A 26,214-nucleotide genomic window follows, 5' to 3' on the forward strand; every position below is an offset into this window, starting at 1 on the left:
CGCCTCGCCAGCCCCGCGCAAGCAACCGGCGGCAGCTTGGGGCGGCGTCGCAACAGCGGCCAGAGGGGCGCGTGTCATGCTATCCACCATCGCGGACTACACCAGACTGACCAAGGACATGGGCAAGTCGCTGACGCAGGTCGCGACACAACCGGATGTCAGCCGCGAGACCGACTATTTCCTGAGCCATATCGGCAACGTGAAGACGATCGACGACTTCCTCAAGGACTATCGTCTCTATTCCTACGCGATGAAGGCCTTTGGCCTCAGCGACATGACCTACGCCAAGGCGTTCATGCGCAAGGTGCTGACCGAGGGTGTCGGCAACAAGAACACCTTCGCCAACAAGCTGACCGACACCCGCTACCGGGAATTCGCCACCGCCTTCAACTTCGCCGCCCTCGGCAGCAACGCGACGAAGACCACCCAGGCCACGACCGGGACGGCGACCCATTATGTCACGCAGACGATCGAGCAGAAAGCCGGTGACCAGAACGAGGGCCTGCGGCTGGCGCTCTATTTCACCCGCAAGGCGTCTACGATCACGACCGCCTACCAGGTGCTGGCGGACAAGGCGCTGACGCAGGTGGTTCAGACCGCGCTGGGCCTGCCCTCGACGATCAGCGCAGCCGACATCGACGCCCAGGCCAAGATGATCACGAACAGGGTCAAGCTCACCGATTTCCAGGACCCGGCCAAGGTCACCAAATTCGTGCAGCGCTTCGCGGCGATGTGGGATGCGACCCAGGCCCAGAGCAACAGCTCGACCAATCCCGCGCTGGTCCTGATCGGCGGCGCCAGCTCTGCCAGCATGGATATCGACATGCTCTCGAAACTTCAGTCCCTCCGGCTCGGAAAGTAGATCATGCAATCGGCCCTCTATGTGGGATTGTCGGCCCAGGTCGCTCTCGAAAAGCGCCTCCAGACGATCGCCAACAACGTCGCCAACGTCAACACGGCGGCATTCCGCACCGACGTGGTGAAGTTCGAAACCGTGCTGTCCAAGGCCGGCGCAAACCCGGTCGCCTTCTCCTCGCCCGGCGACAACATCATCTCGCGCGAGCAAGGCAACATCACCGAGAGCGGCAATCCGCTCGACGTCGCCGTGGTTGGCCAGGGCTGGATCGCCTTCGCAGGTCCCAACGGCACGGTTTACACCCGCGACGGCCGGCTCCAGATCGCCGCCAACGGCGATCTTCAGACCGTGAGCGGCTTTCCCGTCGTCGATTCCGGCGGCGCGCAGATCACGCTGGACCCGAACGGCGGACCGGTCTCGATCTCGCGCAGCGGCGCGATCACCCAGGACAACAACGAGATCGGCACCATCGGCCTGTTCAACATCCCCGCTGACGCCAATCTCGAGCGCTACGGCAATTCCGGCGTGACACCGGACCGGCCTGCGAGCGCCATCGCCGATTTCTCCCGCGACGGCTTCAAGCAGGGCTATGTCGAGGGCTCCGGCGCCAATCCGATGATGGAATTGACCAAGCTGATCGCGGCCTCACGCGCCTTCGACGGCACCAATTCGATGATCGAGGGCACCGAGAGCTCGCTGCAGAACGCCATCCGGACGCTGGGCGAACCCGGCAAGTAGACCGCGCCCCGCGCGCTTTTGTTTGTTGTTCAAGCATGAACTTTTCGGAAAACCGCTGCACACTTTTCCGGATCATGCTTCAGATTGAGGTTGGACGGTTTCCTTGAACGCTCTTCGGCAACTCGAGTGGGCGCTGCTGGAGCTTCAGCAGAGCACTCCCCTGGCAAGCGTCAGCGGCGCGATCTCCGAGATCGCGCCGACGCATTTCCGTGTCTCCGGCCTGTCGCGCTTCGTCAGGCTCGGCGAGCTCATCGGCGTCAATTCGGGCGGCAGGCCGCAGATCGGCGAGGTGGTGCGAATCGACAGCGAGGGCATCATCGCCAAGCCGTTCGACCGGCAGTTCGCCGGCGGCCTCGGCTCGGTCGCCTACCGGATGCCGCCCTTGTCGTTCGCGCCCGATCCGAGCTGGAAGGGTCGCGTCATCAATGCCCTCGGCGCGCCGCTGGACGGATTGGGGCCCCTCACGCCGGGCCCACAGGCGGTCTCGGCCGAGGCTGAGGCGCCCTCGGCCATGAAGCGCGCACGCGTGCACAAGCCGCTGCGCACCGGCGTACGCGTCATCGATTTGTTCGCGCCGATCTGCGCCGGCCAGCGCGTCGGCATCTTTGCCGGCTCCGGCGTCGGCAAATCGACGCTGCTTGCGATGCTCGCCCGCAGCCAGGGTTTCGACACCGTCGTGCTGGCCCTGGTCGGCGAGCGCGGCCGCGAGGTGCGCGAGTTCATCGAGGACGTGCTGGGCAATGATCGCCAGCGCGCCGTCACCATCGTCTCGACCGGCGACGAAAGCCCGATGATGCGGCGGCTGGCGCCGAAGACGGCCATGGCGGTCGCGGAATATTTCCGTGACCGGGGCGAATCGGTGCTGCTCATGGTCGATTCGATCACGCGTTTCGCCCACGCCGCCCGCGAGGTCGCGCTTGCCGCCGGCGAGCCTGCGGTCGCGCGCGGCTACGCGCCGACGGTCTTCACCGATCTGCCGCGCCTCCTGGAGCGCGCCGGACCCGGCGAGGAAGGTTCCGGCACCATCACCGGGATCTTCTCGGTGCTGGTCGACGGCGACGACCACAACGAGCCGATCGCCGACACCATCCGCAGCACGCTCGATGGGCACATCGTGCTCTCCAGGCACATTGCCGACCAGGCGCGCTATCCAGCCGTCGATGTGCTGGCTTCGGTCTCGCGCCTCGCCCACAACGTCTGGGATCCCGAAGAGCGCGAATTGGTCAGCAAGCTACGTGCCTTGATCGCCAAATACGAGGACACGCGCGACCTTCGCCTGATGGGTGGCTATCAGTCGGGACGTGATTCGGGCCTCGACCAGGCGGTCGACATGGTTCCGAGAATCTACGGTGCGATGCGGCAAGACGCTTCGGCTCCCCCGAGTGCCGATCCGTTCCGCGAGCTGCGGGACATGCTCAAGGGCGAGTAGCAGCGCGAGAGGCCGCGACCGCCGGCAACATGCGCCGCTATCCTGCTCCTGCCCGTTGTTTTCGACAGGAGATTACGCATGCCACCACGCCGCCGGCGCATGCGCCGCACGGCCGTCGCCCGTTTTCCGTCCTGAGCGCCGCCACTACTCGGCTGAGAGCAGCGGACGACCGCGCCGGAAGCGACCGCACCGGCGATTCTGCGAGCATAACGGTCAACAACCGACGCGTGTAGTTCCTCCGAGTTCCCTTGACGATTCTCCGGCTCCACCCACAAGTTGTGGATGACGTGCCGAACTCATCGTCGTCATGCACAAGCTTCGATCAATTTGCGTCGATCACGGTCAGCAGGATGCCGTGCAATCATGGCGTCGCAGAATTGAGTGCATGTTGCTTGCCGGGCAGCGTATTGCGTTCACTATCATGTGTCCCGATGAGCGAGATTGTCTTGAACGTCATTCGCCTGCAACGACATCTGGCTGCGCGAGCGTCTCTACTTGATTTTGTTGAGAAGCTCATTCATCGTTTCAACGGAATATAAGAAACGTCTGCGTGTGACTTGAACTCAGGGGCTTCGGTTGAACTATTCCGATCCATCGTCGGCTGGCGACGGCAACTCGGGCTCCCGTGCGACGACGCTGTTGGGATGCCAACGACGCAGTTCGTCACTCCGAAGCACGCGACGCGCATCGGTCCGGGTCGGGCGCGCTATAATTCGTTCCTACGAACGAGAGCTCGATACGACGTGTTCGCCGGACAGCTGCAACCGCTCGATGTCTTTCGAAGGTTTCGCGGGCCAGGGTGCAAAGCGGCTTCGGGGCGCCGCAGACGAAGTTCCGGGGACGAGGTAGATTCATGCCATTGGCACGGGAAGCCGTCGAGCTGCTGGTTCAGGCGGCGAGGGCTTGGTATTTCGAAGGCAATCAGCATGGATTGCGCGATCGCGAATGGATGGCGCTGCGCTTTCTCGGCCGCGCCAACAGGTTTTCGCGCACGCCATCCGCGCTGGCCGGCTTCATCGGCGCCACCAGAGCAACTGCATCGCAGATCGTGAAGACGCTGGAGAGTAAATCCTTTCTGGTGCGCAAGCCGTCGCAAGAGGACAAGCGTTCTGTCGTCCTGCACGTCACCGCCCAGGGCGAGAAATGCCTGAACCAGCACGACCCGATCAATCACGTGGTCAATGCGGTCACCTCGCTTGGAAACGACGAATGCGTCAGGCTGCGCGACTCGCTCCGCGAAGTTCTCAATCACCTCGACGCGGCCCATCAGCGGCTCGATGCCAGCGTCTGCCGGGACTGCATGTTTCTCGCCGAACGCGGCCCGGGCACCTCCAAAGGTCGCGCGAGCGCCGAATTCATGTGCCGCCTGTATCGCGCTCCGGTCTCGCTCGATGAGACCGAACTGCTGTGCACCAGTTTCGAGCGCACCCGCGACCGCCCCAAGATCGAGGAACATCTCGACCGCGCGCGGATGGCAAGCCAGGGCTGAGACGTACGCAATTTCCGCGCGAGTGGTTGCAGCACAGCCCGCGGACACGCAGCGCCTGTCTCTGAACGACGCATGCAGTTCTCTCGTGTCCCGGACAAGCAGAAACGCTGATAGCGTTGCTGCGCAGATGCTTCGCATCGCCGGGGAGACGCTGCGCTACGTCCGGGGCACGCGAGCGGAGTTATGACGCCCGCTCTCTCCACGCCGTCATTGCGAGCGCAGCGAAGCAATCCAGAGTCTTTCCACGGAAGGATTCTGGATTGCTTCATCGCCAGCGCAAAATTGCTTCGCAATTTTGTCGCGAGCCCCTCGCAATGATTGAGCGTCCTGCAATCACCTCTGTCGCCGAAACCGAATTTCGGTAGATCGAAATATTTGCACCGCGATTCTCAGAGCAGCGAAACAGGCTCGGTGCCGTAGCCCGGATGGAGCTCCAGCGTAATCCGGGACCGGCGCGCGGTACCGGGCGAGCGGTCCCTACACCATCGGGCAGGGCATTCGCGCGACCCGTTGGCTCGATCCGGGCAACGCGGGCGTCAGGCATCACGCGGGATGGGCGCACAAAAAAACACCCGGCGGTTTCCCGCCGGGTGTTCATCACGTGGTTCGAAAGATCTTACCAGTTGCGCTGGGCGCGGAGCAGCAGGGTGACGCTGTCCTGATCCTTCAGCTCGTACAGGGCGGCCGGCTTGGCCGTCGTGCCGGCACCGGCGTAACCGACCGTGCCCGAGTACTTCTGGTCGAGACGGGTCCAGTTCAGGTCGCCCGAGAACGTCAGGTTCTTGACCGGGGTCCAGCGGGTGATGATACCGATCTGGCCGACGGCGAAGTCAGGGTTACAACCCGTGACACCGGCGAGACCGCCGAACACGCCGCCTGCACCGCCAGCGCCGCAGAGAGCGGTCTTGGCGACCGAGCCGTACTGCGCCTGAGCGTAGGCACCGTACAGGGCGGTGTTCCAGTAGGGATCCCAGTTGTGGGTGTAAGCACCGCGGAAGCCCCAGGTCTTGACGGTTTCCTGCTGGCCGCCCGTGACGAACACGGTGTCCGGAGCATAGGCGAAGCCGACGCTCTGATAGGCAACGCCCGAGCTGCCGAACATCGAGTAGCTGCTGCCCGCCAGGTTCTGGAAGTTGTAGCGGGTCGCACCGTCGGTGTAGACGCCCGAAATGTTGATCACGTCACCCGCACCGGTCGGGATGTTCTTGATCGACAGAGCGAGCTGAACCGCCCAACCCCACTTGTCGTCGGGGTGACCGGTGGCCTCATTCGCGCCGTAGTAGGCAACGTGGTTGTCATGCGCAGCAACCGACGCCTGGAACATGCCCCAGGCCTGGTCGACACGGACCATACCGACGAGGTTCGGCGAACGCGAGCCGCCGATGGCGTTGGTGCCGTACGTACCGCCGACCATGCTGCCGACGGTCGCGCCGGTCAGGTTCACGTTGCCGGCCTGGTAGTAGGCCGTCGCGTCTTCAGCCGAGAACGAAGCCGTCACGCCCTGACCGAAGTCAGCGGTGTAGGTGAACTGGTTGACGCCAGTGACCGTGCCCGAACCGCCGACGAGGCTGTCGATGTTGTTGCCGGGATAGTTGGTCCAGGGCGCGTCGAACTGCGACACGGCCTTACCCATGGTGAAGCCGGCGAACTGGATGAAGGCGTAGTACACGCCGAGCGAACCGCCCGAGGTGTTGCCGTCGGTGCCGTTGATCGACGAACCAACGAGCGCCGGCGTCGCGCCGGAGGTGTTGAGGCCGAGGTTGCCGGTATAGACCGTGCCGCCCGTCGCGGAGCCGGAGCCCTGATAGCCACCGGTGGTCCAGGTGAACACGCCGTCGAAGAAGGTACGGACGACGCCGTATTCGGTCGCGGTGCGCGTGTCGATGTTGAGATCCTGACGAGCGCGCATCTGGTAGTAGTTGCTGAGGCGGTTGTGCGCACCGGCCGGAGAGCCGTTCGAAATGCCGTAGTTGCTGTTGGTGTTGAACGCGACTTCAGCGCGCAGATAACCACCCAGCTTGATGCAGGTGTCGGTGCCCGGGATGTAGTAGAAGCCGGCGCCGTACAGCGAGCAGATCTTCACGTATTCGACGGCCTTGGCCTTCACGGGGAGATCGGCTGCGAACGCCCCGGAGACGGCCATCAGGCCGGCAGCCGAGCCGAGAAAAAGCGTCTTCGTCAACTTCATTAGTAAACCTCCAGGTCGGTTCAGGGGGCTCGGCTCCTCGGAGGACGCCGCTTGACCCACTTAATTTCCGTTCAATTCAGGTCCGCACTGAAGGTCCGGACTGAAACGACAGTGAGGTGCCCCCCCTCCGTCGTAGCCTCACGTATAGTTTATAAAAACAACGGCCTCAATTTATTGATTTAGTGAATCGTAACTTCCGTCAGAGATGTTGCCCGATGGCAACAGAGGCGGTCGGAACGGCACCTAACTCTTTAATCCAAAACGAAAAAGCCCTCAGGGGGCATCCCGAGGGCTTTCTTGGAGGTCTCACATCGCTGTCCATCGACAGGGTCAAGAGCAGCAAAGATTGAGTGCTGCGAGACGTAATTTAATTAATTGCTTTTTGCAAGTACTAAACCGCCCAAACCGTTTCCGCCGCGCGGTGTCCGCCACAATTGTCTATGCGCGATATGCGAGACGATTCCCCAATATCCCATTAAAAGAGTGAACTGAGGGAAACGGGGGGCAGCCACATGATCGAGAAGAAACTCGACAGGGCGATTACGGACTTCATCTGGAACGTCGTCGAAATTCACTCCCAGCTGGAGGACATCCATACCTGCTGGGCCGGACTGCTGGGCATTACCGAGCCGCAGTGGCTGATCTTGATGGCGATCACCGAACTGGACGACGGGCGCGGCGTCGCCGGCATCGACATCGCGAACAAGTTGCGGGTCCACCCGGCCTTCGTGACCAACCAGACCAAGAGCCTCGAAAAGGGCGGCTTCCTGTCGCGGCGGCCGGCGCCGGACGATGCCCGCTTCGTTCTGATGTCGCTGACGGAGAAGGCCACGACGGAAATCGAAAAACTGTCCAAGAGAAAGCTCGCCTTGAATTCGACCATCTTCAACGAGCTCGACGAGAAGACCCTGGCTGAACTGAATGCCGCGCTCGCAACGATCGGCAGGAACGCCCGGCTGGCGGCACGATTGCTGGCTATCGACGTGTCGTGACGCACGCTGCGGCTTCGAGACAACCGCCTCGAAGCATGGCTGCAAAAACCGCTCTCAAATACGATGTCCCCTGGGGCTAGAGGTAGGTCACGGGATCAAGCTGACGGGCCGTTCCGAGCTTGCTGCCGAGCCATTCGAAGACGAAGTCGTCGACAGCAATGAAATTCTCGACCTCGCCGAGCGGGTGCCGGACATTGTTGGGCACCACGACCGAGCAATCGGCTCCGGTCTGCCGATAGCCGGCTTGCAGATCGAGGGCATCCTGCTCCCATATCATGGAGCGGCTCCCGACGACCATGAGTAGCGGACACGGGAGTCGACGCGACGGCGGCAGCGAACCCGTCGGGGCCCCGTCAGGGACCGCCTGCCCGAAACCGGTCATCCAGCGAAGCGATGCTCGACGCATCACCGGCGTCAAAAGTCCGCCATCGCACACGGCGGCCGCTATTCTGCGATCCGAGAGGGCAAGGCGGGACGCATGAGAGGCCCCCTCCCCTTCGCCATAGATTGCGATCCGCCGCGCATCGACATCGGGGCGAGCCTCCAGATAGTCCAACCAGCACTGAAGCCTGTGCTCCGGCTTGAAGGAGCGATGCACGGTTGAATTGCCGGCATCGACGAACAGGAGCGACATGGTCCCGCAGAGTGAGGCCGGCAACAGCCTGCTCATCATCGAGCCCAGGGTGATGTCCTCGTCACTGAGGCAGATGACCGTCGGCGCGGAAGTCCCACGACGGAGCGCCGGCAGAAAGAAGCCGGCCAGCGCCCCTTGGTCGAAGCAATCAATCTTGACCCGCTCGATCGCCAGTCCGGCCTCCGCCTCGAAACCTCGCAGGCTGATGCCGACCTCGTCTGCGAGGCCGGCACTTTCGACATCTTCCGGACAAGACAAGCGTCTGACGACTTCGAGGGCCGTCAGCGAACACAGCCACGCTTCCCGCGAAACCCAGGCGGATCGGTTTTGGTGCGCGGATTCGGCCAAGGTCCGGTAGTCGTCCGCGACCTTCAACCAGTCCGAAATCCACAGATGCCGGTGCGTCTCACGCCCAAGCTCCGCGACGGACAGGCTTTGGAAAAATTGGGACGCGCGATCCCGCAAGCGCGACAGGCTTTGCCCGGCGCCGTCGCACGAGCCGTGCGGCCAATGATCACCTTCCATGTCAGCCCCCGAGCGGCGCCGTCAACGGGTGCCCGGACTTGCGCCCAGACCTGCCGGCTTCGCGTGCGATCGCTGCCGCCCCTGATCGCGTCCATCGCGCTTGCGCCTGTCGATGCTGCCCGCCGCATCGACGTCTTTCGCCGCCATTCCCCACCAGCCCGCTGCGGCACGAGGTCGAGGCCGCCCCAACTCAATCGTCACGTCCCAGCTCCATCGCTGAACACAGTTGTTTGCCGCGCACTCCACCAGCCTTGCGATCAGACTTGCGATGCGGGCCTTGTCGTTTCTTGTTGCGATCGGCGAACCGAAATGACGTCGCTTCGCCGACGTAAAATACATGCCTGCGTAGGCCGGCATTGTGAAAGCACGATATGGTGAGAGATGCGGCGGATTGCCGCTTCATCGACGCCGATTGCGATGTGACGATGAGATGACAGCGAGACCGACGTGCCGATCATCGGCGCGAAGGGTGACTACTCCGATCGCGCCTCACAGCGAGCCGGGATGAGCGAAACATCCGACGGATCGAATTCGGTAAAGTCGCATACGAGCGAACCGATGGACCGCCACACGTGGCGGGACAGCGAGGCCCGTTGGGCGACAAATGAGGTCCCGTCGCGGATGAGCGCCGCGCAAGCCGGGGTCCTTGCCGGCGGGTGGAAGGATTGCCGGAGGGATGCTCTCACTCCGTCCCGGCCGCCGGAATTCGGCGCCGCCTTGTATGCATTATCCCAGTTGCCATCCCCGCACACTTCGCTTTACATGCCGGCAACTCGCCCGCGGATGACGGCCGGGGCTCAAAAATCACACACATTGTCAAAGGGACGGAATATGGCGCGCAACATATTGATTCTCGGGGCTTCTTACGGCTCGCTGCTGGGCACGAAGCTGCTGATGGCGGGGCACAATGTGACCCTGGTCTGCCGCGCCAAGACCGCGGAGCTGATCAATCGCGAAGGTACCGAGGTGCGCATCAAGCTGCGTGACGAAGCGGTGCACCGGGCGATCTTCTCGCGCAACCTGCCCGGCAAGCTCGACGCCGTGACCCCCGCCAATGTCGACCTCTCCCGCTACGACATGGTCGGCCTTGCGATGCAGGAGCCGCAATACACCAACCACACTGTGCGCGTTCTCATGGTCAAGATCGCCGCGGCGAAGCTGCCGTGCCTGTCGATCATGAACATGCCGCCGCTGCCCTATCTGAAGCGGATCCCGGCGCTCGCCGACATGGATCTGGAAGAGGCTTATACCAATGCACAGGTGTGGGAGCGGTTCGAGCCGGGGCTGGTGACGCTGTGCTCGCCCGACCCGCAGGCTTTCCGTCCGCCGGAAGAAGCCGCCAACGTGCTGCATGTCGGCCTGCCCACCAACTTCAAGGCGTCGGTGGTCGCCGACGAGAAGCACAACAAGGTGCTGCGCGAGCTTGAGGCCGACATCGACGCGGTGACGCTCGACGGCCACGACGTGCCGGTGAAGCTGAAAGTGTTCGATTCCCTGTTCGTGCCGCTGGCGAAATGGTCGATGCTGCTCACCGGCAATTACCGCTGCATCACGCCGCACGATCCGCAGTCGATCCGCGACGCCGTGCACGGTGACCTCAGCCGCTCGCAGACGATCTACGACCACGTCGACGCCATCGCCCGCAAGCTCGGCGCCGATCCGCAGGACCAGGTGCCGTTCGCGAAATACGCCAAGGCCGCCGAGAGCCTGCTCAAGCCGTCATCGGCGGCGCGCGCGGTCGCGAGCGGCGCGCCCTTCATCGAGCGCGTCGACCTCTTGGTGAAGCTGATCTCGCATCAGCTCGGCGTACCCAACGCCGAGATCGACCGCACGGTCGAGACCGTCGATCTGAAGCTGAACGAGAAGATCGTGCAGGGCGGATCCGGCGCGCAATAAGCGCGCCGCATCCAGCGACGTCGGCGCTCACGCGCTCAGGAATGATTGAAGCCAGATCAGGCCGGTCACCGCGACAAGCGTGACCGCGCCGGTGCGCGTGACCAGGTCGGGATGCCCGAGACGGCGCGCGCCGCGCCCGAGCGTTGCGCCCAGAGCGACCCACGCGGCGCCAGCGGTGACAATCTGAAGCGCAATCGCACCCAACCAGGGCAACAGTTCAAGCGGCCCTGCTCCAAGTGGCAGGAGCAGGAAGGCGAAGACGAGCGCTTTCGGGTTCAACAGGGTTGTGAGCAGCACCTGGCCGAACGTCACCGGTGCACCGTCGCGCAGCTCGCGCGTGTTGACTCGCCAGAGCATGACGGCAAGGCACAGGATGTAGATGGTCACCGCGACGCGGAGCAGGACGGCCGCGAGCGGGATATCCATGACGATGGGCCCGAGCGCCAGCCGCAACAGCGCGATCGCCAGCAGATAGCCGGCGAGCTCCGCCACAAGCAGATGAAGCGAGCGCACAATGCCGATCCCCGCGCCCGATGTCGCGAGCAAAGTGTTGGTCGGCCCGGGCACGGCCAGCAGGAAATAGGTCGCCGTGAAGAAGGTCAGGAAGCTCATGCGCCTGAGCTAGCAGCCCCTGCCCAGGCTTGGTTTGATCTTCATCATCGAATCCGGTCGTCAAAGCCCGGAATCGACCCGAATCCGCCCATTCCGTGATCGCCGATTTGCGAAAACGTTGCATCCATGCGAGGTCTGGCCTTACGTAACAGAGGCCGCCGAGATGCCTCGGCAGAGACTCCAGATGCCGGCTGCGGGCAGCAGGTTCCAAGCCTGCCCGCGATAGCCGGATTGACGGGCGAAAGAACAAGTCATCGAAGATGGATCAGTCGACGTTGCAGGTCGCTCGCGCGGTGGAGGCCGGCGCGACAACCATGAAGAGTGTCATCGACGCGACCGGATTGTCCCGTCTCAAGGTCGAGCGCGCCTTGAACACGCTGGAGAAGCAGAAGCTGCTGGTTCGCGACGGCCAGGGCTTCAAGGCAGCCGGCCAGCCGAAGACGGCGCCGTTCGCCCGGCAATGCGGATCGTGCAACGCCTGCTGCGACATTCTCGAGGTGGCCGCCGTCGACAAGCCGGTGAACCATCTCTGCAAGCACTGGCAGACGGGCACCGGTTGCACCATCTACGACCGCCGTCCCCAGATGTGCCGCTCCTTCGTCTGCGCCTGGCTGCAGGGGCATCTCGACGATGACTGGTTCCCGGCGAAGTCGGGCATTATCGTCCATTTCAGCCAGGATGCCGTGAACGTCACGGTCGACGACCATTGCCCCGATCGCTGGCGCGAGGAGCCTTATTTCGGCAAGCTCGCCGAATGGTCGCTGAATGGCATCAAGCGGATCGGAAACCGGGGCTATGCGACCCTGATCGTTTCCGGCGCCGACCGCTTCCTGCTGCTTGGACGCACGGTCGTTCCCGAGCCGACCCTGTTCGGCACGGCCTTCGTGCCGCTGACGGCCGACACGTTCCGGTTCTGGCGGGCGACATCGCCGGAGCATTTGCAGCGATTGCATGAGCGCATCGCCGAGATGGAGCGGATCAGGCAGGAATTCGGCTCCTGCGTCATCCCGGAGAACGAGGACGACGATCCGCAAGCCCCCTATCGGCCCGCACTTTTACGGTTGTCGAATCACGCCTGAACGCCGCCGTGGGCAACGCGGCTTGATCAGCGCCGTGCCGCTCGACGCGCCGCGGCGGGATTGATAAGCCCCTGTCCGCGAATGACGGGGACTTGAGTCGGGCATGACGGTTGCAATCGAGATGGGGCAGACCACGGCAGGCGCCGCGGCCGCCATGGACCTCGAGGAACTCTTGGCGACCCGTCTCCTGGTTCAGGGCAATTCGGGCTCCGGCAAGTCGCATCTGCTGCGGCGGCTGCTGGAACAGAGCGCGCCGTGGGTGCAGCAGGCTATCATCGACCCCGAAGGTGATTTCGTCACGCTGGCCGAGCGTTTCGGCCATCTCGTGATCGAGGCCGAGGATCACACCGAGCGCGGCCTTCAGGTCGCCGGCGAGCGCGCCCGGCTGCATCGCGTCTCCACCGTGCTCAATCTCGAAGGTCTCGACGCCGAGAACCAGATGCGGCGCGCGGCGGCGTTTCTGGGCGGGATGTTCGACGTCGACCGCGACCATTGGTATCCAATGTTGGTGGTCGTCGACGAGGCGCAGCTGTTCGCGCCGGCGGTGGCCGGCGAAGTCTCGGACGAAGCGCGCAAACTCTCGCTCGGCGCCATGACCAATCTGATGTGCCGCGGCCGCAAGCGCGGGCTGGCCGGCATCATCGCGACCCAGCGACTGGCGAAGCTCGCCAAGAACGTGGCGGCGGAAGCCTCGAATTTTCTGATGGGCCGCACCTTCCTCGACATCGACATGGCGCGTGCCGCCGATCTGCTCGGCATGGAGCGGCGGCAGGCCGAATCCTTCCGCGATCTCGAGCGTGGGCAGTTCATGGCGCTGGGACCTGCGCTGTCGCGCCGCCCCCTGCGTTTGCAGATCGGGCCGACCGACACCAGCCCACGCAATTCCACGCCGCGGCTGATGCCGCTGCCGGCATCCTCGCTTGAAGATATGCGCGCCGTGATCCTGGCCGCGCCGCCGCCCGATGCCAGCCGGCCGCAGCGCCGGCCGGCACCGGATTTGCTCGAACAGCTCCGCGCCGCGAAGGCCGCCGCTACGCCGGAGATCCGGCCCGAATTGGTCGAGGTGCCCGTCAGCGCCGAGGAGCTCGCGGAACGGCGCGAGCGCGTGGCTCGTACGCTGCGTGCCGTGCTGGCCGAGCCCGATGCCGGCTTCCGCGCCATCGGCGTGCTCTATCAGGAGTTCGTGGTCCGCTGCCGCATCGAGGGCCTCGGCTCCGCCGTGCCCGATCTCAACGAATTCCGCCGCATGCTGACGCATGCGCGCGCCGGCCTCGGCACTGATCTGGCCGAAGACGACGCCTGGCAGGACGTGTCGCTGCGCGCATCCATCTTGCCCGACGACATGCAGGGCGTGTTCATGATGATCGCGCGCGCCGCGAAGGAAGGCTGGCCATGTCCCGGCGACGCCGCGATCGCGCGCGCCTATGGCTCGCATTCGCTGCGCCGGGCGCAGCGCCTGCTCGGCTACATGGAGGAGCAGGGCCTGATCGTGGTCCAGCTCGACGGCGGCGGACGCCGGATCGTGACGCTGGTCGAGCTGGCCTGGGCCACGGCACCCGGCGATCCCAATGGCGATGATCTGCCCGCGGAGCAGGCAGCGAGCGCCGTGTCGGCCTGAGCGTCAGGCGGCCTCGGAGCCACCGAGATAGGCGTCGCGGATTCGAGGATCGTCCTTCAGCGCGCGTGCCGGGCCTGACAGCACGATCTTGCCGGTCTGGAGCACATAGGCTTCGTGTGCGATCTCCAGCGCGAGGCTGGCGTTCTGCTCGACCATGAACACCGAGACGCCCTCCTGATTGATGGTCCGGATCAGCTCCAGCACGCGGTCGACATAGAGCGGCGACAGGCCCATGGTCGGCTCGTCCATCACGATCATCCTCGGACGGCTCATCAGCGCGCGCGCCATCGCGACCATCTGCTGCTCGCCGCCGGAGAGCGAGCCCGCGCGCTGCGACAGGCGCTGACCGAGCTTCGGGAATAGGGTGAGCATCTTGTCGAGATCCTGCGCAACCGCGTCGCGGTCGTTGCGCACGAAGGCGCCCATCAGGATGTTCTCGCGCACGCTCATGTCCGCGAACAGCCGCCGCGCCTCCGGCACCGAGGCGATGCCGCGACGGACGATCTGCGGCGTGGTCAGCCCGATCAACGATGCGCCGTCGAACGTGACATCGCCCGAGCGCGGCTTCACAAGGCCCAAGATGATCTTCATCGTCGTCGACTTCCCGCTGGCATTGCCGCCGAGCAGGCAGACGATGTGGCCGCGCGCGACCGTGATCGAGAGATCGAAATGGACCTGGGCCTGGCCGTAGAAGGTGTTGACGTTGGATAATATGAGCAGCGGCTCGGGAGAGGAGTTCGTCATGCTGCGCTCTCCTGCTCCGACGTTCCTGACAGACCGTGGCCGAGATAGGCCTCGATCACCTTGGGATCGCTCCGCACCGCGTCGCCCGGCCCTTCCGCGATCTTCTTACCCTCGTCCATGACGATGACGCGATCGGACAGGCGCATCACCATCTCCAGCTTGTGCTCGATCAGGAGGATGGTCAGTCCTTCCGCCTTGAGCTCGGCGACCAGCGCCTGCATCTCCGCGGTTTCGGTCGGGTTCATGCCGGCCGTGGGCTCGTCGAGCAGCAACAGGCGCGGCTTCAGCGCGAGCGCGCGCGCGATCTCGACGCGGCGGCGGTTGGCATAGGAGAGGCTGTAGGCAGGCTGGTCGACGCGCGGCAGCAGCCGCTCGCCGAAGCGGGCGAGAATGGCTTTCACCTCCTCGCGGAGCCGCTCTTCTTCCGCCTTGACGCTGGCGGGCCGCAGCAGCGCCAACCCCAATTCCAGCAGCGGGCCGACCACCGGCACCGCCGGCTTCACCGCACGCAGCCGCGTGTGCGCGCCGATCAGGACGTTGTCCATCACGCTGAGATTGCCGAAGACGCGGCCGAGCTGGAACGTGCGCGCGATGCCCTCGCCTGCGAGCCGCTCCGGCGACAGGCCCGTGATGTCCTGGCCTTCGAAGTGAACTTTACCCGCGTCGGGCCGATCGAGCCCGGTGACGAGATTGAACAGCGTCGTCTTGCCGGCGCCGTTCGGGCCGATGATGCTGACAAGCTGACCTTTGGCGAGATCGAGATCGATCGCGTCGACCGCGGTGAGGCCGCCGAAGCGCCGCGTCAACTCGCGCAGGGACAACATGGAATTGAGCTGTGCCATCACAGCGTCCCCAGCAGGCCCTGCGGCCTGAACCGCACGAGCAGCAACAGCACGATGCCGTAGATCAGGATGCGATACTCCGCCGCGATCCGAAAGACCTCGGGCAGGCCGACCAACGCGACCGCTCCGAGAATCGCGCCGACGACATTGCCGAGGCCGCCGAGGATGACCACGGTCAGCGCCAGGATCGATTGCTGCGTGTTGAAGGTCTCGTGGTTGATGTAGGAATAGAGATGCGCAGCGATGCCGCCGCTGACGCCGGCGGCGAAGCCGCCGAAGATGAAGGCCAGCGACTTGTAGCGGTTGAGACTGAGGCCATAGGCACGCGCGGCGATGTCGTCGTCGCGGATGGCGCGAAAGCTGCGGCCGAGATGCGAGGTCAGCAATCGCCCCTGCAGCAGCGCCAGCACGACCATCACCGCAAAGCTGAACCAGTAGATCGAGGCCGGGCTGATCAAATCGTAGCCGAACAGCGACAGCGGCGGGATGCCGGAGATGCCGATCGGGCCCCGTGTGACGCTTTCCCAGTTCAAAATCACCAGCGAGACGATCTCGCCGATGGCGAGCGTCGCGATCGACACATAATGCCCGCGCAGCCGGAACGACGGCGAGATCAGCGCGGTGCCGAGCGCGGCGCACATCAGGCCGCCGCCGATGATCGAAAGGCCCACCGGTACGGAGAGGGTCAGCGACAGCAGCGCGGAGGTGTAGGCGCCGATCGCGAGCAGCGCGGCGTGACCGAGCGAGACCTGGCCGATCGTGCCCGCCACCAGCGTCAGACTGAGCGCGAGCATGCCGAGCAGCCAGGCGTTGATCAGGGTCTGGAGCACGTAGAACGACACCGGGAAAAACGGCAGAACCGCGAAGATCGCGGCCGCAGCCAGCAGCGCCCAGCGCGGGATGCGCACCGGGCGGCTCGGCGCGATGAAGGTGCCGGTGAGCGGCTCGGGCGGGGCCTGCCGCGCGCTGGCGAACAGACCGTTCGGCCGCAGCACGAGCACGACGACGAGCAGCAGGAACGCGAACAGATTGCGGTAGCTGGTGCCGAACACCGCAACGCCGTAGCTTTCGACGAGACCAAGCAGCAGGCTGCCAATGACGGCGCCGGGCACATTGCCGGCGCCGCCGACGACTTCGGCGACGACGCCCTTCAGCGTCGCCTGCAGGCTCATCGCGGTGTCGATCTGGTTGTAGTACATGCCGACCAGCATGCCGGAGACGCCGCCGAGCGCGGCGGCAATGCCGAACACCGCCTGATTGACGCGGTTGACGTCGACGCCCATCTGCATCGCCGCGTCGCGGTCCTGCGACGCCGCGCGCACGGCCCAGCCGAGCTTGGAGTAGCGCAGGAACACGAACAACAAGAGCGCGCTCGTGAGGCCGACGCCGGCAATCAGCAGGTCGAGCGGACCGATCGTGCCGCCGCCGACCTGAAAACGGACATCCGGCAACTGGCTCGGCAGCGCGCGCGGATTGGGCGAGAAGGTCAGCATGACAAGCTGATCGAGCACGAAGCTGATGCCGATCGTAGCGAGCAGCGGTGCGATGCGCACCGAATTTTGCAGCGGACGCAGGCCGAACCGCTCGATGATCAATCCGACAAGCGCGGCAGCCACCGCGACCACGATGATGGTGAGCGGCAGCGGCGTATGCAGCTGCACCACCGCGACCCAGCCGATATAGGCACCGACGAGATAGATCGAGCCCTGCGCGAAGTTGATCAGCCGGCTGACGCCGAAGATCAGCGCGAGCCCGACCGCAACGAGGGCGTAGACATTGCCGACGATCAGCCCGTTGATCGTGTAGTCAAGCCAGGAAGACACGCAGCGTTCCTACTGAAGGGAGAACGGGTCGGAGCGATCGCTCTAGCCATTAGATCAGGTCGGCTTGCCGTCCCAGAGCGCGAACTGGCCCTTGCGCACGACGAGCTCGGCGTTCATGGCGCCCTTGACGCGGCGGCTCTCGACGTCGAACGTCGCGGAGCCGAAGATGACGCTGGAGACGTCCTTCACTTTCGCGAAGGCATCGCGGACCGCACGGCGGTCGGTGCCGCCGATCTTGACCACGGCGGCCGCCATGTTCATCGCATCATAGGAATAAGCGTTGAAGGCGTCGGGCTCCTGCCCGCCGTATTTTGCCTTGAAGCCCGAGATGAATTTCTTCACCTCCGGCCTGGGATCCTCGGGGAAATAGCGCGTGCCGAGATGGACGTCCTCGACCGCCTCGCCGCCGAGCTCCAGGAATTTCGGCGAGTAGACCGAGCTGGCGGCGCAGATCACCTGCTTCAGGCCGACCTGCCGCGCCTGCCGGGCGATCAGCGCGCCGTCGGAATAATAGGAGATCAGGATCAGCCCGTCCGGACTGGCGTCGCGCACGCGCACCAGGGTGGAGCGGAAGTCGCGCTCCTCCGCGATGTAGCCCTCGGTCACCGCGATTTCGGCACCGTACTCCTTCGCCGCCTTGACGAAATAGTCGCGGCTGGTGCGGCCCCAATCGGTGTTGAGGTGCAGCACTGCGAGCTTCTTGAGGCCGAGGCGCTTCACGGCATAGGCCGCCAGCAGCGGCTGCTCGTCGGCCTGGCTGACCGAGGTGCTCCACATGAAGTCGCCGCCCTTGGTGAAGTCGGGGTGCGAATTGGTGAAGCCGAATTGCACGAGGCCGCCGCGCTGATAGATCGGCGAGGCCGCCATCGAGGCCGGGCTGGAGAAGTCGCCGAGCTCCATGACGATGCGGGGATCAGAGACGAACTTCTGGGCGATCGCCACCGACTGGCGCGGATCGCTCTGGCTGTCCTCGAATTGGTAGGCGAGCTTGCGGCCGTTGATGCCGCCGGCCGCCATGATCTCATCGAGCGCGAGATCAAAACCCTGCTTCCACTGCGTGCCATATTGCGCGTTCGGTCCCGTCAGGGGACCGCTGACGCCGAGCAGGATCGGTTCGGACGATTGCGCGAAGGCGCCGCGCGAGACGGCCGCTCCCGCCATCATGGCGGCGAGAGATCCCTTGACCAGGCTACGACGATCGATGTTGCTCATGCACGGCTCCATCCACTCAAGTGTTGAAAAAACAGCAATTCTTGTGCCGGTGAGATTGCCTATTTCGAGGGCTCGCCGAGCGACAACATCAGCCGGTTCGCCCAGTTGAAGAACGAGGCGCCGTTGATGACGTCGACGATCTCGGCATCGTCGAGACCGGCGCGGCGCAGCTCCGCGATATTGTCGGGCCCGAACGCGATCGGCGTCGCGGCCAGCGCGACCGAGGCCTTGACCACGGCATTCCAGCGCTCGCCGAGATCGGCCTTGATGCCTTCGTCGAGCAGGCGCTGCACGTCGTCGCGGCGCTTGGAATAGGAGCTGGCGAAACGCGCATGCACGGAGGCGCAATAGATGCAGCCGTTGTAGCGCGAGGTCGCGGCGGCCGCGAGCTCGCGCTCGGCGCGCGGCAGGCCGTCGGCGACATTGTAGAAGATGTCCTTGTCGGTCTTGGTGCGGGCTTCCAGCACTTCGGGGTCGCGCACCAGCAGGCGGAAATATTCCGATTTGGCGCGGGCGCGATCGACGAGGCCCGCGTAATGCCGCTCGGTGAGTTCGGCCTCGGGCAGCGGCTCGATCCAGGAGACCCAACCGAGCTCGTCTTGGGTGAAGACAACGGGCGGATTGACGGTGGCGCTCATGATTGCGGCCTCCTCTTATGCGTTCGCCGCGGCGAGCGTGCGCAAGCCGCTGACGACCCGCACCTGGAACGACAGGAACGCGACGAGCTGGGAGAACGTGACGATCCCGGTGGTCGACCAGCCGGCGTCAAGCAGCGCCTTCATGTCGGCGGCGGCCGCATCGCGCGGGCGGAACACCAGCAGATGCGCATGTTCGAGCGCAGCTGCGAGCCTGGCGTCGAGGGCCGGCTTGCTCGCCGCGCTGACGCGATAGATCAGGCCGGCGGTGTTCTCGATCGACAGTGGACCGGCGGGAAAGGAGCCGTATGGTCCCGAGGTCCTGCCCCGCGCGATCTCGGCGTCGATCGCCTCCAACAGGGGCGCGCCGTCCGCGTTTGCGGCAAGCTTGTCGCGATAGAAGGTGGCAACGGAGGACCCGCCATGGAGCCCGGTCACGAAGGCGGCAACCGCGGCGCGCTCGGCCAGCGAAAAATCGCCGGCGTCGATCGGCTCGAACAGCGAGAGATAACTCTTCTGCGCGTTCTCGCGCGCCTGCAGGCGGCGGGCGCGGATGGCGTCCAAGGCCGAGCCCGGCTCGATCCCGGCGAGTGTGTCGATGATATCCTGCGTACTCATCATTCGGCCTCGTGCAACGCGATGCTCTTCATGTCCAATCAGCCCGCCAGCGCCACGTCGGGCGCCGTCCGGGTCCAGCCCAGCGCCGGTGCGACCTTCTCCGCGACGAGATCGATCGAGCGCAGGACATGGGGATGCGGGGCATCGACCGAATGCACCTGGAACACGAGATCGGTCACCCGCTCCAGCGTGGCATCGGTGCGTAGCGATGCGATGACCTCGTCGGCGCCGCCGACATGGGTGTCGAACGCGGTGATCATCTCCTCCAGCGTCTCCCCCGGCTTGGCGTGGCCGCCCTTGAGAAACTGCGGCAGCGCGCGCCGCAAGCCAATGTCTGCAAGTCGCAACGCCTCACGATGATCGTCGGCGACGAACACGCTGCGCGAGGCCATGATGCGGGGCTCTGCCCCCTTGGGCAGCGCCTCCAGATAGGCATCGATGACCGGATTCTGGATCTCGGCAAGCGTCGCTTTCGGCGCCTCCTTGGTTCGCGGCTGGGTGCGCGACAGCAACAGGCCATCGCCGGCCTTGCCGGCGCGGGCGCCGCCCGCGACCGAGAACGTGGCTTGCCAGATCCGCTTGTCCAGTTGCGGCCGTTGCGGATAGATCGTGTCGCCACCCTCGAGCGGCTTGCCGACCAGCGCGGTGCGGACGACCTCCAGATTGCGCGCAAAAATCTCGTTGCGCTGGGCGCTGTCGAGACCGAAGGCGGCAAAGGCCGACGGATTGCCACCGGTGCCGACGCCGAGCTCGAAGCGGCCGTTGCAGATCAGATCGAGCACCGCGGCATCCTCTGCCACCCGCACCGCGTTCTCCAGCGGCAGCGTGACGATGCCGGTGCCGAGCCGGATGCGCGAGGTCTGGGCTGCGACGTAGCCGAGAAAGGTGAAGGGCGACGGCAGGCCGCCTTCGCGCTCGTGGAAATGATGCTGCGCGATCCACGCGGAATCGAGGCCCGCCTTTTCGGCGCGAACGATCTGCTCGGCCGCGAAGCGATAGCGCTCGGCGGGCGGGGCCTCGTCCAATAGCCGCGTGAAAAATCCCAGGCGTTTCAGATTTGCAAAGCGTTTCATGCGACCCCTGTCGGGCGAGGATGGCCAGGCTGCCGATGATGTCGATTACTGCTGCTCCACACAAGCGGGCATTGCGCAGGGCTCATACGCAAAGGCTCGTACGCAAGGCTGCCCGCCGGGATCGCCCCTGCACTGGACTTCGCTGGACGTTGGCTGGGCAGATTGCCTACCAGCTCGGCAGCACCGCGCCCTTGAACTTGGTCAGGACGAACTCCTTGACCTCCGGCGTGTGGTAGCTGTCGACAAGGATCTTGACCCAGGGCTTGTCCTTGTCGGCGGTGCGCACGGCGATCAGGTTGACATAGGGGCCCTTCGGGTCCTCGCGCAGGATCGGATCCTTGACCGGATCGAGGCCCGCCTGGGTTGCATAATTGGTGTTGATCGCGGCGGCGTCGACATCGTCGAGCGCGCGCGGCGCCTGCGCCGCGTCGACCTCGATGAATTTCAGCTTCTTGGAGTTCTCGGTGATGTCGAGCACCGTCGGCTTGAAGCCGGTGCCGTCCTTCAGCTTGATCAGGCCCTTGTCGCGCAGCAGCAGCAGCACGCGGCCGCCATTGGTCGGATCGTTCGGGATCGAGACCTTGCCGCCCTCGGGGAGGTCGGCGATGGCCTTGTGCTTCTTCGAATAGACGCCGATCGGGAAGTTCACGGTCAGGCCGACGGCCTCGATCTTGTAGCCACGGTCGGCTTTCTGGTTGTCCAGATAAGGCTGGTTCTGGAACGAATTGGCCTGGATCTCGCCGGCATCGAGCGCGGCATTCGGCACGACATAGTCGGAGAATTCGAGCAGCTGGATGTCGAGGCCCTGCTTGGCGGCGATCGGCTTCACTGCCTCGAGGATCTGCGCATGCGGCCCCGGCGTCACGCCGATCTTGATGGTCTCGGCGGTGGCTGCTGCCGACCAGGCGGCGAGCGCGGTTGCGAGGATCAGGGGGAAGCGAAACGACATCTTGGTCTCCATGGCACGGCGAGAATGATTGGAACCGTATTCGCTTCTCCGCCGGATGAAATCAATGAAATGGAAAACCATATTTGCCGCCCGGCGCGGACGACGCTTCTCCGTTCGATCCGGTGTGGGGAACGAACGCGCAAACAGCGCCGGAGTTTCGCCATGACCACCCACGCCGCTCCCGGGCAGCGGTCCGGGCCGTGGCCAGCAAGGGCGTTCCCCATCGTCATTTCGTCGCATGGCCGGGCAGTCACGCCGGCATTGCCGCCTCGTGCATGATGCAACATGATGGCCGCCGGCGACGATTTGTCTTCGCGGTGGAGGGTCATCTGATGAACGAGAACGAAATCCGGGGTCTGGTCGCGGAGGTGAAGCAAGGCACGCTGTCCCGACGCTCGTTCATCCAGAAGGTGGCCGCGGTCGGGTTAGCAGCGCCGATCGCGAGCCAGATCCTGCTCTGGCACGACGTGGCGATGGCGGATGCCACGCTGCCGTACAAGCCGACCAAGGCCGGCGGCGGCGGCCCGCTCAAGCTCCTTTTCTGGCAGGCGCCGACCCTGCTCAATCCGCACTTCGCGCTCGGCACCAAGGACCAGATGGCCTCGCGCGTGTTCTTCGAGCCGCTCGCCGGCTGGGACAAGGAGGGCAACCTCATCCCGTGCCTTGCCGCCGAGGTCCCGACCAAGCAGAACGGCAGCCTTGCGGCCGACGGCATGAGCGTCGTCTGGAAGCTGAAGCAGGGCGTCAAATGGCATGACGGCCAGCCCTTCACCGCCGACGATGTCATCTTCACCTGGCAATACGCCGCCGATCTCGCAACCGCGGCCTACACCACGGGATCCTACAAGGACATCAAGGTCGAGAAGATCGACGACCACACCGTCAAGGTGATCTTCAGGGCGCCGACGCCGTTCTGGGCCGATCCGTTCGTCGGCTCGGTCGGCCTGATCCTGCCAAAACATCATTTCGGCGACTATGCCGGCGCCAAGTCGCGCGAGGCACCGGCCAATCTGAAGCCGGTCGGCACCGGCCCGTACAAATTCGTCGAGTTCAAGCCGGGCGATTTGATCCGCGCCGAACGCAATCCCGACTATCACATCAAGAACCAGCCGCATTTCGACACGCTCGAGATCAAGGGTGGCGGCGATGCGGTGTCCGCGGCGCGCACCGTGCTGCAGACCGGCGAGTACGACTTTGCCTGGAACATGCAGGTGGAGGAGGAGGTGCTCAAGCGCATGGAGGCGGGCGGCAAGGGCAAGCTCGACATCACGCCGTCCGGCAATGTCGAGTTCATCATCCTCAACACGACGGACCCGTGGACCGAGATCGACGGCGAGCGCTCCAGCGTCAAGTCCAAGCACCCGACGCTGTCCGATCCCGCGGTGCGCCGGGCGATCAACCTCCTGATCGACCGCGACTCGATCCAGAAATTCATCTACGGCCGCGGCGGCATCGCCACCGCGAGCTTCGTCAACGCGCCCAAGCAGTTCAAATCGCCCAAGCTCAAATACGAGTTCGACGTCGACAAGGCCAACAAGATCCTCGACGACGCCGGCTGGAAGAAGGGCGCCGACGGCATCCGCGAGAAGGACGGCAAGAAGCTCAAATACGTCTTCCAGACCTCGATCAACGCGCCGCGACAGAAGACGCAGGCCATCATCAAGCAGGCCTGCCAGAAGGCCGGCATCGACATCGAGCTCAAATCGGTCACCGCGTCGGTGTTCTTCTCCTCCGACGTCGGCAATCCCGACACCTACTCCAAATTCTATGCCGACATGGAGATGTACAACACCACGCAGCCGCAGCCCGATCCCGAGCGCCTGCTGAACCAGTGCGTGTCCTGGGAGATCGCCACCAAGGACAACAAATGGCTCGGCCGCAACAACTCGCGCTATTCCGATCCCGAAGCCGACAAGGCCTACAAGGCCGCGCAGAACGAGCTCGACCCGGTCAAGCGCGCCGCGCTGCTGATGAAGGTCGACGAGATCTTCTGCGAAGCCCACGTGTTCCTGCCGCTGCTTTCACGCCCCATCGTCAACGCCGGCGCCAACAACCTCATGATCGACATCTCCGGCTGGGACACCATCACGTGGAATCTGGCGGCGTGGTATCGGGTTTGAGGGGGACGGCGCGAAGGCTCTCGTGTCCCGGACAAGCTGCAACGCGCATAGCGCGTTGCTGCGCAGAGCCGGGACCCAGGGGCGGCACGGTAGGGCGCAGCGACATGGGCCCCGGCTCTGCAGCGCACCACCCCGGCCGATGCTTCGCATCGCCCGGGGCGCTGCGCAGCGTCCGGGGCACGAGAGCGGAGTGTAACGCATGCTCTTTCCACGTCTTCATTGCGATGCTCTAGTGCAAATCCCAGCGGCGGTGCCGTAGGGTGGGCAAAGGCGCATAGCGCCGTGCCCACGATGTCCCCCCATGAGCAACAAGGCGTGGGCACGCTTGCGCTTTGCCCACCCTACGGCATCGAGTTTGTGGCGCGCAGCTTTGCTTACAGGCACGCCTTCGCGTTCTCGCGGCGCAATCCGCCCGAGCTTTGCTTCGTCGCTCCACCCTCATAAAGCCAAGAGGGCGCAGGGAAGGCCGGGTGCCAGCGTGCACCCGCGGTCCGCTGCGCGAATTATGCGCAGAAGGAGACCGCACAGCAGCATACAGGTGTCGCCGATCACTCGGCCTTCCCTGCGCGATGGTCGGACGGCTTATGCCGTGATCTCCCGGGAGCCGACCTTTCCTTCTGGCCTCCCTCGCCCTGCGAATTGACGATGTCGTCTGCCCGGTTGGGCTCGCGCGCATCTTCGCGAAAGACTTGACCGTAGCAACGACGGCCAGGACCACACGGTTTTGCCGTACGCACGGCCCGCTTGTTCGCCGCAGGGTTCGACGACGTTGTGCACGTTGCCATCGACCTGCCGGCGAGACGAACCTAACAGCGCCGCTCGTCGCACGCGGTTACGGACTCACAGGGACTACCCGCCCTGCCCGCACCTCTCATGCCGACGCTGCCGCGTCCACCGCAAGCCCGGCTCGCGACAGTGACGACACATAGTCGCCCCTCTTGGGTGAGCCGGGATGGGCGACACATACGCCGAAACCGAATTTCGGTAAAGTGGAATCTTTTTGTGAAGAGGGATTGACGGAGGGCGACACAGGGGCGGGATTCTGCCCGCCGCCATCCTACGCACTGCCTCCACTCAGGCTTCGTCAGACACTTAGACGTTTGCGAAGAACGCCTGCACATTGATCTGACCGTCAGTGCGAGCCCGCTTCTCAGGTATTATTCGGCAATCGGTGGAATCAGCGCGAAGGCATTCTCTATACAGCGGCGCAGTGTAGCGAAGCGAAACCCATCTGGGTGTATCCAATGCGAGGGCAAGACGGGTTTCGCAAGTACTCTACCGTCCTACCTGCCCGCTCTCGTGACATTATCCCAGCCGTCCCCATCCTCTTTTCCACTGTGTGCTTCAGATCACAGCAGAATCACGCGCCCTCCCCTACAATGACCCAGCATGGCCGCAAACAAGGTAACGGCGGTACGCGTGAGGCTGCGGAGGCGATCGACAGCTAGGGACTTTTGAGGCCGCCAGGGTGAAGAGCCCGGCGGCTTTTTTCTTCACTGCAATGCAGCACTGAGAACGTGGAGGCCTGGGCCTTCGCCGCGCCGAAGGGGCTTCGGCCCCGCAGGCGGACAAGCCCCGGGCATGACGACCTTGCAAAGGTCCGAATGCAATGCCCCTTGCGCGGGCCAGCACCTGTCGCCTACGAACCAGCCCCCTTCCGCTCCTCGCGCTCTTCCTCGAGCTGCCGCTCCGCTTCGAGCCAGAACTCCAGCTCGCGGTTGCTCGGCCGGCCCGCCTGCTCCCAGAGCTCGTAGGCGCGCGCGCGCACCTGGCCGCGCCGCATCACGCGGCGGAGCTTTCGCTTCAGCTCTTCGGCAAAGCTGCGGAAGCGCTGGCCGGTGGTCTCGTCCCTGACGAGCGCGGCCGCTCGCGTGGCGAGTTCGATCTGGTGCTCTATCTTTTTCTGCTCGTCCACCGCCGACACTGCCGTGGGAAAGGGATGTTGTCAGAGCCCGTGCTGTTCGGAGATTGAATTCCTTTCGGGGATGGTCTGTTCCCTCGGCAAAAGCGCGCGGGATGGGAGAGCGTAGGATGGGGTGAGCGAAGCGAAACCCATCGGGGGTCTAGACGACGTCGACGCATGATGGGTTTCGCAAGGGCTCACCCCATCCTACCCGACACCACTGCGAGCCGAAGCGGGCC

Annotated in this window: 22 protein-coding genes; 9 read left to right on the top strand and 13 right to left on the bottom strand. The window is 64.5% G+C overall.

Annotated elements, in window-relative coordinates; translation table 11 throughout:
* The first annotated feature begins 76 nt into the window (after positions 1–76).
* The 4 genes from RAD04_RS07440 (at position 77) to RAD04_RS07455 (ending at position 4,512) form a co-directional block, all read left to right on the top strand.
* Complete coding sequence (locus RAD04_RS07440) at positions 77–862, top strand: DUF1217 domain-containing protein (protein WP_461623248.1); 786 nt, start codon at positions 77–79, stop codon at positions 860–862.
* Positions 863–865: 3 nt separating this feature from the next.
* Entirely contained in the window at positions 866–1,594 is a 729-nt protein-coding gene (gene flgF / locus RAD04_RS07445; RefSeq protein WP_104461701.1) for a flagellar basal-body rod protein FlgF, read from the top strand.
* Between the two features lie 103 nt (positions 1,595–1,697).
* A complete protein-coding gene (fliI, locus tag RAD04_RS07450) occupies positions 1,698–3,023 on the top strand; it encodes a flagellar protein export ATPase FliI (protein ID WP_461623249.1) in 1,326 nt (441 codons plus the stop codon).
* 853 nt (positions 3,024–3,876) lie between these two features.
* Complete coding sequence (locus RAD04_RS07455; RefSeq protein WP_091960795.1) at positions 3,877–4,512, top strand: MarR family winged helix-turn-helix transcriptional regulator; 636 nt, start codon at positions 3,877–3,879, stop codon at positions 4,510–4,512.
* Positions 4,513–5,128: 616 nt separating this feature from the next.
* Here RAD04_RS07455 and RAD04_RS07460 read toward each other — a convergent pair.
* Positions 5,129–6,700, bottom strand: coding sequence for a porin (locus tag RAD04_RS07460; protein WP_461623250.1), 1,572 nt, complete (start codon positions 6,698–6,700; stop codon positions 5,129–5,131).
* A gap of 512 nt (positions 6,701–7,212) precedes the next feature.
* Between RAD04_RS07460 and RAD04_RS07465 the strand changes: the two genes are divergently transcribed.
* On the top strand, positions 7,213–7,692 hold the full coding sequence (locus RAD04_RS07465) for a MarR family winged helix-turn-helix transcriptional regulator (RefSeq protein ID WP_091960789.1): 480 nt from the start codon (positions 7,213–7,215) through the stop codon (positions 7,690–7,692).
* A gap of 76 nt (positions 7,693–7,768) precedes the next feature.
* On the opposite strand, the gene RAD04_RS07470 is transcribed toward RAD04_RS07465, so the two are convergent.
* Positions 7,769–8,851 carry an alpha/beta hydrolase family protein gene (locus RAD04_RS07470; protein ID WP_461623251.1) on the bottom strand — a complete coding sequence of 361 codons (1,083 nt, stop codon included), beginning with the start codon at positions 8,849–8,851 and terminating at the stop codon, positions 7,769–7,771.
* Positions 8,852–8,872: 21 nt separating this feature from the next.
* Entirely contained in the window at positions 8,873–9,208 is a 336-nt protein-coding gene (locus RAD04_RS07475) for a hypothetical protein (RefSeq protein ID WP_461623252.1), read from the bottom strand.
* A gap of 474 nt (positions 9,209–9,682) precedes the next feature.
* Between RAD04_RS07475 and RAD04_RS07480 the strand changes: the two genes are divergently transcribed.
* Entirely contained in the window at positions 9,683–10,747 is a 1,065-nt protein-coding gene (locus RAD04_RS07480) for a ketopantoate reductase family protein (protein WP_461623253.1), read from the top strand.
* Positions 10,748–10,774: 27 nt separating this feature from the next.
* On the opposite strand, the gene RAD04_RS07485 is transcribed toward RAD04_RS07480, so the two are convergent.
* Positions 10,775–11,359 carry a LysE family translocator gene (locus RAD04_RS07485; protein WP_461623254.1) on the bottom strand — a complete coding sequence of 195 codons (585 nt, stop codon included), beginning with the start codon at positions 11,357–11,359 and terminating at the stop codon, positions 10,775–10,777.
* A 260-nt stretch (positions 11,360–11,619) separates the two neighbouring features.
* On the opposite strand from RAD04_RS07485, the gene RAD04_RS07490 reads away from it, so the two are divergent.
* Entirely contained in the window at positions 11,620–12,438 is an 819-nt protein-coding gene (locus RAD04_RS07490) for a YkgJ family cysteine cluster protein (RefSeq protein ID WP_461623255.1), read from the top strand.
* A 103-nt stretch (positions 12,439–12,541) separates the two neighbouring features.
* Complete coding sequence (locus tag RAD04_RS07495) at positions 12,542–14,056, top strand: helicase HerA domain-containing protein (protein WP_461623256.1); 1,515 nt, start codon at positions 12,542–12,544, stop codon at positions 14,054–14,056.
* Positions 14,057–14,059: 3 nt separating this feature from the next.
* Here the strand turns inward: RAD04_RS07495 and RAD04_RS07500 are convergent, their stop codons facing one another.
* The 8 genes from RAD04_RS07500 to RAD04_RS07535 all read right to left on the bottom strand — a co-directional run bounded on the left by RAD04_RS07500 (position 14,060) and on the right by RAD04_RS07535 (position 21,964).
* Complete coding sequence (locus RAD04_RS07500; RefSeq protein ID WP_091960769.1) at positions 14,060–14,800, bottom strand: ABC transporter ATP-binding protein; 741 nt, start codon at positions 14,798–14,800, stop codon at positions 14,060–14,062.
* Positions 14,797–15,642, bottom strand: coding sequence for an ABC transporter ATP-binding protein (locus RAD04_RS07505; RefSeq protein ID WP_461623257.1), 846 nt, complete (start codon positions 15,640–15,642; stop codon positions 14,797–14,799). Before RAD04_RS07505 ends, RAD04_RS07500 begins: the two co-directional genes overlap by 4 nt.
* Positions 15,642–17,465: an ABC transporter permease gene (locus RAD04_RS07510; protein ID WP_461623258.1), complete on the bottom strand. Its 1,824-nt coding sequence runs from the start codon at positions 17,463–17,465 to the stop codon at positions 15,642–15,644. The genes RAD04_RS07505 and RAD04_RS07510 overlap by 1 nt, the downstream gene beginning before the upstream one ends.
* A 54-nt stretch (positions 17,466–17,519) precedes the next feature.
* Positions 17,520–18,677: an ABC transporter substrate-binding protein gene (locus RAD04_RS07515; RefSeq protein WP_183236977.1), complete on the bottom strand. Its 1,158-nt coding sequence runs from the start codon at positions 18,675–18,677 to the stop codon at positions 17,520–17,522.
* A gap of 59 nt (positions 18,678–18,736) precedes the next feature.
* Positions 18,737–19,315, bottom strand: a complete 579-nt coding sequence (locus RAD04_RS07520) for an alkylhydroperoxidase domain protein (protein WP_461623259.1) — start codon at positions 19,313–19,315, stop codon at positions 18,737–18,739.
* Positions 19,316–19,330: 15 nt separating this feature from the next.
* Positions 19,331–19,933 carry a CMD domain protein gene (locus tag RAD04_RS07525; RefSeq protein WP_461623260.1) on the bottom strand — a complete coding sequence of 201 codons (603 nt, stop codon included), beginning with the start codon at positions 19,931–19,933 and terminating at the stop codon, positions 19,331–19,333.
* Between the two features lie 35 nt (positions 19,934–19,968).
* On the bottom strand, positions 19,969–21,003 hold the full coding sequence (locus tag RAD04_RS07530) for a putative FMN-dependent luciferase-like monooxygenase (protein ID WP_095426610.1): 1,035 nt from the start codon (positions 21,001–21,003) through the stop codon (positions 19,969–19,971).
* Positions 21,004–21,169: 166 nt separating this feature from the next.
* The gene (locus tag RAD04_RS07535) at positions 21,170–21,964 is read right to left on the bottom strand and encodes a MetQ/NlpA family ABC transporter substrate-binding protein (RefSeq protein WP_461623655.1); all 795 of its coding nucleotides are present in this window, start codon (positions 21,962–21,964) and stop codon (positions 21,170–21,172) included.
* 320 nt (positions 21,965–22,284) lie between these two features.
* On the opposite strand from RAD04_RS07535, the gene RAD04_RS07540 reads away from it, so the two are divergent.
* Positions 22,285–24,072 (top strand): peptide ABC transporter substrate-binding protein, encoded by a 1,788-nt coding sequence (locus tag RAD04_RS07540; RefSeq protein ID WP_461623261.1) that lies wholly within the window; start codon positions 22,285–22,287, stop codon positions 24,070–24,072.
* 1,639 nt (positions 24,073–25,711) lie between these two features.
* On the opposite strand, the gene RAD04_RS07545 is transcribed toward RAD04_RS07540, so the two are convergent.
* Positions 25,712–25,987 (bottom strand): DUF2934 domain-containing protein, encoded by a 276-nt coding sequence (locus RAD04_RS07545; protein WP_461623262.1) that lies wholly within the window; start codon positions 25,985–25,987, stop codon positions 25,712–25,714.
* Between the last annotated feature and the right edge of the window lie 227 nt (positions 25,988–26,214).

This window comes from Bradyrhizobium sp. 25ACV (assembly GCF_054863005.1).

Bases quoted from the DNA above. Each gene is read 5' to 3' on its own strand.
- RAD04_RS07525 (WP_461623260.1), bottom strand. From the start codon at position 19,933: ATGATGAGTACGCAGGATATCATCGACACACTCGCCGGGATCGAGCCG.
- RAD04_RS07515 (WP_183236977.1), bottom strand. From the start codon at position 18,677: ATGAGCAACATCGATCGTCGTAGCCTGGTCAAGGGATCTCTCGCCGCC.
- RAD04_RS07460 (WP_461623250.1), bottom strand. From the start codon at position 6,700: ATGAAGTTGACGAAGACGCTTTTTCTCGGCTCGGCTGCCGGCCTGATG.
- RAD04_RS07500 (WP_091960769.1), bottom strand. From the start codon at position 14,800: ATGACGAACTCCTCTCCCGAGCCGCTGCTCATATTATCCAACGTCAAC.
- RAD04_RS07535 (WP_461623655.1), bottom strand. From the start codon at position 21,964: ATGGAGACCAAGATGTCGTTTCGCTTCCCCCTGATCCTCGCAACCGCG.
- RAD04_RS07440 (WP_461623248.1), top strand. From the start codon at position 77: ATGCTATCCACCATCGCGGACTACACCAGACTGACCAAGGACATGGGC.
- flgF (WP_104461701.1), top strand. From the start codon at position 866: ATGCAATCGGCCCTCTATGTGGGATTGTCGGCCCAGGTCGCTCTCGAA.
- RAD04_RS07480 (WP_461623253.1), top strand. From the start codon at position 9,683: ATGGCGCGCAACATATTGATTCTCGGGGCTTCTTACGGCTCGCTGCTG.
- RAD04_RS07530 (WP_095426610.1), bottom strand. From the start codon at position 21,003: ATGAAACGCTTTGCAAATCTGAAACGCCTGGGATTTTTCACGCGGCTA.
- RAD04_RS07465 (WP_091960789.1), top strand. From the start codon at position 7,213: ATGATCGAGAAGAAACTCGACAGGGCGATTACGGACTTCATCTGGAAC.
- RAD04_RS07540 (WP_461623261.1), top strand. From the start codon at position 22,285: ATGAACGAGAACGAAATCCGGGGTCTGGTCGCGGAGGTGAAGCAAGGC.
- RAD04_RS07505 (WP_461623257.1), bottom strand. From the start codon at position 15,642: ATGGCACAGCTCAATTCCATGTTGTCCCTGCGCGAGTTGACGCGGCGC.
- RAD04_RS07520 (WP_461623259.1), bottom strand. From the start codon at position 19,315: ATGAGCGCCACCGTCAATCCGCCCGTTGTCTTCACCCAAGACGAGCTC.
- RAD04_RS07475 (WP_461623252.1), bottom strand. From the start codon at position 9,208: ATGCCGGCCTACGCAGGCATGTATTTTACGTCGGCGAAGCGACGTCAT.
- RAD04_RS07490 (WP_461623255.1), top strand. From the start codon at position 11,620: ATGGATCAGTCGACGTTGCAGGTCGCTCGCGCGGTGGAGGCCGGCGCG.
- RAD04_RS07485 (WP_461623254.1), bottom strand. From the start codon at position 11,359: ATGAGCTTCCTGACCTTCTTCACGGCGACCTATTTCCTGCTGGCCGTG.
- RAD04_RS07455 (WP_091960795.1), top strand. From the start codon at position 3,877: ATGCCATTGGCACGGGAAGCCGTCGAGCTGCTGGTTCAGGCGGCGAGG.
- RAD04_RS07495 (WP_461623256.1), top strand. From the start codon at position 12,542: ATGACGGTTGCAATCGAGATGGGGCAGACCACGGCAGGCGCCGCGGCC.
- RAD04_RS07470 (WP_461623251.1), bottom strand. From the start codon at position 8,851: ATGGAAGGTGATCATTGGCCGCACGGCTCGTGCGACGGCGCCGGGCAA.